Source organism: Streptomyces sp. GC420, from assembly GCF_009916105.1.
GTDB lineage: Bacteria > Actinomycetota > Actinomycetes > Streptomycetales > Streptomycetaceae > Streptomyces.
This window is the reverse complement of the sequence record NZ_JAAAXQ010000314.1, coordinates 1-9869: the sequence shown is the minus strand read 5'-3', so window position 1 is coordinate 9869 and position 9869 is coordinate 1. Positions and strand designations below refer to the sequence as shown.

The 9869-nt window shown below is 71.8% G+C and carries 10 protein-coding genes; 2 read left to right on the top strand and 8 right to left on the bottom strand.

What is annotated here, in order from left to right; genetic code table 11:
• The 7 genes from GUY61_RS29215 to GUY61_RS29185 all read right to left on the bottom strand — a co-directional run.
• The coding region (locus GUY61_RS29215; protein ID WP_243766837.1) for a hypothetical protein at positions 1-742 on the bottom strand (742 nt) is incomplete at its 3' end.
• The gene (locus GUY61_RS29210) at positions 739-1179 is read right to left on the bottom strand and encodes a hypothetical protein (RefSeq protein ID WP_024126623.1); all 441 of its coding nucleotides are present in this window, start codon (positions 1177-1179) and stop codon (positions 739-741) included. The genes GUY61_RS29215 and GUY61_RS29210, both read right to left, overlap by 4 nt.
• An 8-nt stretch (positions 1180-1187) precedes the next feature.
• Positions 1188-2219 (bottom strand): hypothetical protein, encoded by a 1032-nt coding sequence (locus GUY61_RS29205; RefSeq protein WP_166633255.1) that lies wholly within the window; start codon positions 2217-2219, stop codon positions 1188-1190.
• Positions 2216-2386, bottom strand: a complete 171-nt coding sequence (locus GUY61_RS41660; RefSeq protein ID WP_166633254.1) for a hypothetical protein — start codon at positions 2384-2386, stop codon at positions 2216-2218. The genes GUY61_RS29205 and GUY61_RS41660 overlap by 4 nt, the downstream gene beginning before the upstream one ends.
• A gap of 61 nt (positions 2387-2447) precedes the next feature.
• Entirely contained in the window at positions 2448-3998 is a 1551-nt protein-coding gene (locus tag GUY61_RS29195; protein WP_166633253.1) for a DUF2637 domain-containing protein, read from the bottom strand.
• A complete protein-coding gene (locus tag GUY61_RS29190) occupies positions 3995-4279 on the bottom strand; it encodes a hypothetical protein (protein WP_166633252.1) in 285 nt (94 codons plus the stop codon). The genes GUY61_RS29195 and GUY61_RS29190 overlap by 4 nt, the downstream gene beginning before the upstream one ends.
• The gene (locus GUY61_RS29185; RefSeq protein WP_208106602.1) at positions 4276-4914 is read right to left on the bottom strand and encodes a WhiB family transcriptional regulator; all 639 of its coding nucleotides are present in this window, start codon (positions 4912-4914) and stop codon (positions 4276-4278) included. Before GUY61_RS29185 ends, GUY61_RS29190 begins: the two co-directional genes overlap by 4 nt.
• 224 nt (positions 4915-5138) lie before the next feature.
• Here GUY61_RS29185 and GUY61_RS29180 point away from each other — a divergent pair, with 224 nt between their 5' ends.
• Complete coding sequence (locus GUY61_RS29180; protein ID WP_166633251.1) at positions 5139-5837, top strand: GntR family transcriptional regulator; 699 nt, start codon at positions 5139-5141, stop codon at positions 5835-5837.
• Positions 5838-6864: 1027 nt separating this feature from the next.
• Positions 6865-8517, top strand: coding sequence for a hypothetical protein (locus tag GUY61_RS29175; protein WP_313896928.1), 1653 nt, complete (start codon positions 6865-6867; stop codon positions 8515-8517).
• Between the two features lie 1075 nt (positions 8518-9592).
• Here GUY61_RS29175 and GUY61_RS29170 read toward each other — a convergent pair.
• Positions 9593-9784, bottom strand: a complete 192-nt coding sequence (locus GUY61_RS29170; protein WP_166633250.1) for a hypothetical protein — start codon at positions 9782-9784, stop codon at positions 9593-9595.
• Between the last annotated feature and the right edge of the window lie 85 nt (positions 9785-9869).

The window sequence follows — 9869 nt, the reverse complement described above, 5'->3', positions numbered from 1 at the left end:
GGGTGAGGTCGGGGACCAGCTGGGCGGGGATCCGTAGGGCCCTGCCGAGGGCCTGCTCGAGGTCGGCGATGTGCACGCCGAAGTAGTTCCTCCCCTGGATGCCCATCTGGGTTCGGACGGGGATGTCGAGGGCTTTGCACTTCTGTCTGATCATGGGTTCCGTCCAGTCGGCCAGCATCCTCTCCCGGTGGATCCGTTCGAGGAGAGTGTCGGTGTGGACGCCCTTGCGCCCCTGGCGGACGGCGAAGGCGACGCTGTGCTCGACGAACGCTGCGAAGGCGGCGTCGGCTTCGGCCGAAGTGGCTTGGGCCTGCGTCGTTTCGGGGTCCCACTCCCCCGCCGTTTCATGATCGTTTAGGGTGTCGGTTCCCTGAGGCGCTTCCTCCTCGGCAGTGGTGTGCGCGTCTTCCAGGTCCTTCACCGTGCGGCCGGCCGACAGTCCGGTACGGACGGCGACGGTCGTGACGATGACCAGTCCGGTTGCGCCGTAGGCGTACCAGAGGCCGGGGTGCTTCTGAGTGAAGTAGAGGGCGATGTAGCCGACGGTGCCGAGAGCACCGAGGCGGACGAGGAACCCCCCGCTCTCCTGGTCGCCGGCGCGCAGCCAGGCTCCCACGTAGCGCAGGGCGACCATGGTGGCGCTGGCCACCACGGGCACCTCGCGCACGAACGGGATGTGCTCCAGCCTGATCTTCCGCCGGCCCTGCTTGGCGGTGTTCGTCGTGTCCGGCTTCCCGCTCATGCCCCCACCAGGGACAGCCCGGCGGTGGCGACGGCGATGACCGCCCGCCAGATGGAGCCCTGTGCTGCGGACATGGCGGCCGCAGTGAGCATCCCCCACAGGGCGCCGGTGAACGGCACGATGGGGGCGAAGGCGGACAACACGAGCAGGATGATCACGACGGCAGTCATGCCGATGGATCCCAGGTCGGGGTTCTCGGCGATCTGGCGCGGGATGTCCTGGACGGCGGTGCCGAGGTCGTGGGGCCAGGAGCCGGCGCGCAGGAAGGCGAGCTCGGCGAAGAAGCCGATGGCCTGGGCTGGGCCTCGGGCCAGCTTCTTCTTGCCCTTGCCCCAGATGCCGTAGATGAGCGTGACGATCAGGATGACGCTGACGGCTGTGGCGGACATCGGGCCGAGGGCGCTGGTTCCGGCCCCGGCGGCGAGCAGGGTGGTCACGGGTGTCCTTAGAAGGTGGGGGCGGAGAACAGCAGGACGGCGATGCCGGCGGAGGCGACCGGGATGTGGGTGAGGAAGCGGACCGCGGCGCAGAACGAGGGCAGCCGGTACAGCCACCTCTCCACGAAGGCGGAGATGCCGCCGCCGACGACCGCGGCGAGCAGGATCACGCCGCCGCCGACGATGAACGGGGTGGACGGCTCGTTGCTGCTGGCCGCAGCGTCGTGCATGACGGCGAGCGTCCATTGAGGCAGGCCGGTGTTCCACTGGGCCGTGAAGACGCCCCAGCTCCAGGCGCCGGCGGTTGCCGCGGCTCCGTTGTGGAGGATGAACCGCTGCAGCGGCGTGAGCGACGCCCACCAGGCAGTGAGGGAGCTGCGGTTGCGGCCCGGGCCGGCCGGGCCGGTCCCCTCCCCTGCGGGGGCCGTCGGCTCCTGGCCGGTGCCGTAGTAGTGGTTGTGCACCTCGTAGGGGTCCGGTTCCGGTGCCTGCGAATCGGCGGTCTTCCGTACGCGGAACCAGTCGGGCCCCTCGCCCTCCGGACCTGGGAGGTCTTCGTCCGCGTCCGCGGCCTCCGGGCCCTCGGCCCCCTCGGCCTGGTCGTCGTCCTTGCCCCGGCGCCAGGGGACACGAGGTGGCCACGTGCTGTTCGCCGGCTCCCCTGCGGGCTCAGATTCAGCCGTGGTGTCCTGGTCTTCGGCGGGCATCGGCTCGTCGGCCGGGGTCTGCTGGTCGTCCGTGAGGTTGATGGTCTGGCCGGGAACGGGCAGCCGTCCGCCGGGCGACATCGAGATCCGACGGGTGGAACCGGCGGATTCCAGGTCCCGGTCGGGGCGGGCCGCGCCCGGCTCGGGCTCCTCCTCGACGGGCTGCTCGGCGTGGCCGAGCGGTCGGACGCCGATGCGGGACAGGAGGCGGCGCAGCCGCGTCTCGTCGTCCGGCATGCCGTCGCTCGTCTCCGGGGTCTGGGGCGGTTCGTTCTCGGGGGTGTCGGTGTTTGCCTGGTTGGTACGGCCGCGGGTGGAGGGTGTCGTGCTCACTGCTCGCTCCCCTCGTGGGAGACGGGGCGCCGCACGAGGGCGAGGCGGGGCCGGCCGTGCTGTGGGGCGCCGGCGGATCGGGCCGGCCGGGCGGAGGTCACCGGGCGGCGGGCCGGGGCGATGAGGGCGAGGGCCTCGGTGACGTGCTGGTCGAAGGTGGTGGACATGTGTGGTCCTCACGGTCGTGCTCGCGGGCAGCCCTGCGGGGGCGCCCTGCGGAGCGGGGCGTCAGGGTCGGCTGCCGGCGGCGGGGACGAGGAGGCCGCTGTCGTGCTCCTCGAAGTGGTCACCCGCGGTCGGGTCGAGGCGGAGGAGCTCTTCGAGCTGCTGCTGGCCGGCCGGTGCCGGGGCGGGCTGGGGGTCTTGGGCGTGGGCGGCCGGCAGCGGCGACTCGTTGGCGAGGGCGAGGGCCTGGTCGAAGTGGTCGGGCTCTTCGCCGTCGGCGCCGTGCGCGACGGGATGGGCGGCCAGCGCCTTGGGCAGCCATTCGGACTGGGTGTCCAGGAACTTCTTGGCCCGGCCGTTCCCGATGCCGAGGGCGGCAGAGATCTTGTTGATGCCCCAGGCGAACGTGCCGTCCTCCTTGCGTGGGACGGTCTCGACGAAGGCGGCCATGACTTCCTCGTCTGTCTTCCGCCCGGCAGCCGCGTCATCATCCTGCCCGGCGTCGGCGTCGGCGTCCGGGTCCGGCGAGGCGGTGTCCTCGTCGCCGCTGTCCTCCCCTGGCTCGTCTCCCTCGCCCATCCCGGCCTTGACCTGCCGGTCTTCCTCGTCGCGGGAGTGGGATGACGGGGCGGCATGGGGGTCGGCCGTCTGGGATGGGATGGCCGGGATGGTGCCGATCAGGGTGTTGAGGATGCCCTCGAACGCGACGGGATTGCGCAGGTTCATCCCGGCGATGTCGGACTGGCGTACGCGCAGCTGCAGCCGGGCGACGACGCGCTTCAGGATGGCGGGGTCGGAGCATCCCGCTCGTTCGCTGGCATCCTGGGCGCGGCCGTCGGCATGCATCTCGGCGAGGCGGTATGCCCAGCGGGTCATCCCACCGGCCCTCTTGACCGCGTCCTGGGCACGGCGCAGCCGGTACCAGCGGTAGGCAGCCCGGGAGATGCGAACCTCGGCGGTGGCCTCCTCCTGGGCCAGGTCCTGGCGGGCGGCGAGCAGCAGTGCGACGCGGAAGGCCTCGACGGGGTGGAGCAGGCGCACCAGCGCGATGCGGCGGTCGGGGCGTCCCCCCTTGGTGCGGGCGGCGCGGCGCTCCTCGAGCGAGCCGATCTCCCAGAGCACGGCCGCCAGGACCGGCCACACCGCGCGGACCGCGCCGCCGAGGAGGGAGCCGGCTTCGGACGCGGAGAAGACCGAGCTGATGCCGGCGAGGATCCAGAAGAGAGCGCCGGACAGACCCGATCCGTCGCCGTCGCGGGCACGGCGGCGGGCTCGGCGGCCGCAGACCATCGCCGCGACGTCGAGTGCGACGAAGGGCAGGAGGTCGAACGGGGCGTCCAGGCCCATCTGGTGGTGTCCGACCCGGCGCAGACCGGTGGCCGACAGGGCGGCCGCGGCTGCGGCGATGACGACGGTGAGGAGGTCCTCGACCCGGCGTCCGCGCCGGTCGGCTGCCGCGGCGCGCTCGACGTCGTTGAGCGCGGCCAGGGCCATGCGGCGTCGGCGCAGGGCGATCGCCGGGCCGAGGGTGAGGACGAGCGCCCCGAGGACGAACTGCCAGCTGCCGAGGAGTTCGGCGAGAGCCGCGCCGTGGGGGGCGAGGTCGGGTGTCACGGGGAGTCCCTCCGGGCGAGGTTGCTGGCCGCTTCGGCGGCCCGGGCGCGCAGCGGGTCATCGCTGGGCGGGATCGGGTCCTGGGTGATCCAGTCCCTGTAGGCGTCGCGCTCGGCGGTGGCCTGGCGGAGCAGGACCAGGAGCAACGCGGTGAGCGGGCTGACGGGCGGTATGTCGGCGCCGGCCGGTACGAGGACGGGGAGTAAGAGGACGTCGTCGCGGCGGGCGAGCGCGCTGACCAGGGCGCGGTTGAGGGCGTGGGCGTCGCCGGCGGGGTTCATGCGGCGGCCGTCCAGCCGGCGGAGCGGCGGTGGTCGGCGACGAGCTCGTCGCGGTGACGTGCGGCCTTGCGGACGTTCTCGATGTTCTCCAGGCGCTTCTCGGGCTTCCCGGAGGTGCCGAGGTACTGGCCGGCGAGCCGCTGCACCTCGCGCGCCGCGGCGATGCGGGCCTGCTGCCTCTGGGCGGCGCGCTGGTCCTCGGCAAGGGCCTGGTCGAGCCGGTCGCGCTCCATGACGAGCCGGCGCTTGAGCTTCTCGGGGGTCAGCCCGCCGCGGATGCCGACGGTGTCGCCCTCGCGGAGGGCGAGTTCGGCGCACGCGGCGCGCACCGGGCACACAGCGCAGTGGTCGCGAACGGTCTGGGCGCGGCGCCGACGCCAGTCGGTGTCCGGCTCTCCGTCCTCCTGGTAGAAGTGGCCGATGTCCGGGTCGGCGGTGAGGCAGACCGAGTACTTCATCGTCTGGCGCAGCTGCGGGGTGCGCAGCTCCTGTGCGACGTAGTGGCCGTCCTGCCGGTCGAGGAAGCCGCTGGCGACGAGGCTGTCGAGCGGATCGGTCGCGGCGACGAACTGGGCGATGCTGGCCTCGGCCGTGCCCGGGATGGCGCGGGAGGCCGGCGGGCGGGCTGCCATCATGGTGTTCACGCGTTCTCATCTCCTGTGACGCTCTGGTGGGTGGTGAGGCGCGTTCGCGGCCTCCGGGGGGACCAGCCCCGGGGGTCGCTTGCTTTTCCACGCGCCATCTGCCTTAACTGCCTTAATGCAGATGCGTCAGATGATGCATGCTGTTGGCGATCACGTCAAGGAAGAAGGTCCAGCGGATGAGCCGTGCGCTCTGGCGGGTGCGGCAAGATGTGCCCATGCCCATGACGTCCCATCACCCGCACGAGCAGGTCGCGGCCGCACTGCGCGCCGACATCCTGAGCGGCAAGCTGGCCCCGGGCGAGCAGCTCCCCGGTCAGCGCGAGTTGGGTGAAAAGCTCGGCGTCGCACCGAACACCGTGGCCCAGGCCCTACGACTCCTCGAGAAGGAGGGCCTGGTCGAGACGGCGCCGCGCCGCCGCAGTCGGGTACTGCAGCCGGCCTCCGCCATACAGGTCCGACTGCACGAGGACGGGCTGCTCCGGCCGAGGGATCCCGGCGACAGCGGCCACGACGACATCAGGCGCGGGGATCCCGGCACTGATGCAGCAGCCGTCGAGGCTCTGGCCGTCGCACCGGACGCCGCCCTGTCCGTCCGGCAGGCGGTGCTGCTGCAGGCCGGCACTCCATGGGCGCTGCAGACCCTCTTCACCCCGGCCGCGCTCACGGTGACCGCGGCCGAAGCCGCCACCGTCGCGCCGTTCACGGTTGGCCCGCTGCGGCGCGAGGACAGCCACGCCAGCAACTGGGACGCGCGGCCGGCCACCACCGAGGAGTGCTCGCTCCTCAAGTCCAAGGTCGGCACCACGGTGTTCGAGATTCGAAGAGTCGGTTTTACGGATGAGCGCCCAACTTCATACCTTTTGACGGTAGTACGTGCGGATCGCGTGACCATCCGTACGGGAAGCGCCAGTTAGAAACTCTCCGAGTCAACTGCCCCTTTTGGCCGCACTTTTCGACGTCGAGTGGACAACGCGCCGAGTGCGTGTGCACGACGGGCGTCAGGGGATAGGGTGACTTTCGCTTGATCCAATACGCCTCACCTCGGGCCCCCGGCGGACGGCGCCGAGCCCGGCGAACCGAGAAGGCGGTTCTCCCATGACCAGCACCGCACAGGCCCCGAGCGGATCCACCGCGCCGGGCGCGGAGCTGCCGTGGGCGCTGCCCGGCGTGTCCGGGCCCAGAAACGCGAATGCCCCCTGGAAGGGGGAGTTGAGGATGTCGTAGGTCTTCCGGGCGGGCGCCTCTAGCAAAGGCTGCTCCTCGCCCCTCTCCGCCGGCTTCGGAGTTAGCAGCTCCTCTGCCGGCCGTCACCGCTCAGTCCTGGGTTAGCGGCCCAGCTTGAGCGAGGGCCAGACCGAATGGTCCGGCAATCACTGCCCTCCAGCAGCAATTCCCCCGAGGGGGTTTGTCGTTTCCCGGGGCGACCCGGGAGAACGGGGTCCATCTTGCAGTACACCCATGCCCTTTGTCAGCTCGGACGCCACCTAAGCACGCCGATCCCGGCTGTTTTTCGCCCGTCCGTGACTTCGACGCCACGCTGCGTACCCGCTCTCGCGACCGGCGCTCCCGCCGGGACCGGCCGGAGCGCAGCGCGGCCCGGTGGTCGGCCCTTGACCCGCTGCCGCCAGCACCCCTTGACCGCCTCGCTTCCCACGCCTGCCCGACGGGCCTTCACGGCCCCGGCCAGGTGGCTGGTCAAGGGGGTCTGCCGCCGCCCCGGGCACCCCCTTGACCCGCAGGTCACAGGCTCGCCAGGGATTTTCTCGGCCGGACTGTCACACCGTCGGCTTTTTCAACACCCGTAGCAGCTGAAGGACCTGTTCCTTCAGCTTCCGCCCGAGTGCCTTTGGCCAGACCCCAGACCGCGCGTCCTTGCCGGACGCCGTCGAGACCCAGCGCACCCGACTCGCCGCCCCGCGGCACCGGTGCGCCAGGAGAAGCGTGCCCCGCACAGCAGCAGTTCCCAGTAGCCCGCCGCCGACGGGCGATCAGGCGCGCCCGCAGCGCCGCCAGCGGGTGAAGGTGCCCCTGCGCCTCGTCGCCAACCCGCACTACGCCGACGTCGCGGTGACCGTCTACGTGAAGATCGCCGCGCTGGCGTCGCGTCCGGAAGGGTGCACGGCGGCGACCGTGACCATCGCGGAGTACCTCCGCCTGTCGAAGTCCTCCGTCGAGCGCGGGATGACGCAGCTGATGCGCCCCGGACCCGACGGCGTAGTCGAGCTGTCCTCGACCCGGCGTTCCCTGCCCGGCGGGAACGGCACTTCGGCGGTGCGCCGTACCCGGCCGCTGTCCGCGACGGAGCGGTTCGTGTGGATCCCGGTGGCCGCCTCCGAGGACCTCACCCCGCGCCAGCTGCGCGCGTACGCGCTCATCGCCTATGCCCAGGCCCAGAAGATCCCGCTCACCGAGTCGGAGATCGCAGGGGCGCTGCACCACCACAGCGGCCAGCGGGCCGGCCAGCCGCTCACCACCGCGGCCGCCGGCGAGATCGTCGACGAGCTGGAGGCGACGCGGTGGATCACCGTGGAGCGGCGGGCGGGCGTACGCGGCCGCCACCACTTCGTCGCTCACGACATCCCGGCCGCCGCTCAGGACGCGGCCTGTGGACAGCCGTCCTCCACGGGCGTCGCGCCCTCCTCCACCTCTGGTCCTGGTGAGGGATCGGGTTCGTCGGCTGGTGCGGGATCACTCGCGACTATGGAAGAACCTAGGACTGACCGACCTGATGACGAGCGCGCCCTCTTCTCACCCGCCGTAGGCGAGGTACAGGTAGGTGAAGGTGTGGAAAACCGCGGTGCGCAGCCGCAGCACGGCACCGGCGAAGATGGGCTCGCGCTGCGCGCGGATGACCACCAGACCCCCTTGACCACCCCCTTGACCGAGCCCTCGGGCACCCCCTTGACCAACCGAGCAGGCGCCTACGGCGGGCCCGGGCTGACCATCAGCGCCCGGGTGCACGCCGTCCTCGAGCCGGTGCACCGGCTCTACCGGCAGACCAGCGTCTACATGCAGCGGCGCATCGCCCGGGAAGTCGGCAGCCAACTGCGTTCCGGCATCGATGACGCCCGGCTTCGGCAGCGCCTGGAGACGCGACTCTGCCGCACCTTCACCGACGAGATCCGCGACCCCGGCCGGTGGATCCTCGGCGTCGGCCTGCCCCGCTGGGGCTGCGGCATCTTCGACTGCGAGGCCGGCGTCCTGTGGAGCAGCGGCCGCCAGTGCTCAGTGTGCGAGGAGATCGTCCGCGACCGGTGCCAGGACACCGCACAGTCCGACGCATCCACTCTCTCCATCGTCCGCCCCACCCCCGCTCGGGTTCCCGTCCCTCGGTCCACTCCTGCAGCTCCGCGGGGCCGGTGCCCTGAGTGCGGCTGCGCCGTCCTGGTGCTGAACCCCGCCGCCTCGGCCGCCCCCCGGTGCAGGCCGTGCCGAGAGGAGCACGAGGGTGGACGTGCCGGCGGTCCATCCCCGTCGGAACACCCCGAGGTGTGCGCGGGGTGGGACGGCAGTGGATGCACCCGTCCGGCGCTCGGCTCCACCGGCCTCTGCGTCCGGTGCCGGACCCGCCGGATGGAGTGGGCCGCATCATGAGCTGCGCACTCCACCCCGTCGAGGATCGCCACTGCCGGGTGGGGCAGGACCCCCTCCACTGGAGCGCGCTCCACTGCGCGCCGATGGGGCAGAGCTCGGCCACCCACCTCGCCGCTGCTTCAGCGGCCGTTCCCGGACAACGGGGCGCAGGCGTGGTCGACCCCCATGAACCGGACCCGGGCCTGAGGGCCCCTTGACCGGCCTCCCCGGCCGCCCGCGTTCCTCCTTGACACGCAGTCCGGGTCAAGGGGAAACCTCACTGTGCATCGCCCAGCGCTGCGGCATCGGAAAACGTCGGCGCGGAGTAGGGCCGGGGGTGGCGGCCACCCGATGAGTGGACGCCACCGGGGCCAGTGCGACGGCCTCCTCCACCCCGGGCCACTCGCGAAGCCCACCATCCATCGCCGGTGCCGCGCACTGAGTGGGCTCCATCCGGCCCCACCGCGTACACGGTGGAGCCCACTCAACGGTGGAGCCCACTCAGTGGAGTTCAGCCCGGCCTCCGCCACCGAGTGGCGCCCACCGGCCCACTCCACTCGATGGGCAACACCCGATGGATCGGCCATGGTCCATCCACACGGTGGGCTCCACTCGATGCCCCGATGCACTACACCGGTGGCTCCCACTCTCAACCCATTGCTGAGGGACGGGCGATTGACCGAAGACGCCGTCAGCCCGAGGCACGAGACGGTCGTGGTGGAGCGGAGCGTGTCACCCACCCCGGGGGGCCGCCGCCGAACACCTTCGGGCGATGCCCCCTTCTCTCCGATCCACCCCTTGACCAGGTTCACCGCACGAGCTGCTCCCCCCTTGACCGGCCTCGCCTCCACCCCTTGACCATGGGCCGGGGCACCTGCTGTTTCCCCTTGACCTCGGCCCGGGGCAAGGGGAAACCCGGCGGCCGCTCACCGTGCCCCACCCGATGAGGCTGAGGGCTGCACCGACGCCAGCGGAAGCCGACCCGAGAGACGCCGACCGGCCAGCGGATGGGCGGTGCGGCCGGACAGGGCTTCCTCCCGAGCGCGCGCCGGAGTCGTACAGGACGCCGTGCGGAGGCGATGGCGGCCCGGGGGATTCAGTCCGAGTTCGCGGTGGCGTCCATCGCGATGGATCGATGGGGGCGGTGGCCCACCGAGTGGCCGGAGTGCGGGTGGACCCGAACGCCATGCGGCGGGTCATGGTCCACCCACTCGGTGTGCTCCATCCAGTGGATGGAGCGGGGCAGATGCGCCGCACTCCATCCACTGCCAGTGGGAGTGGTCTCCATCCCCTCCTCGGTGGAAGTGGGGCGCACCCATCCACCCCGCTGCGCGGACGTCCATCCCCCTTGACCACTCCGCCCACCCCTTGAC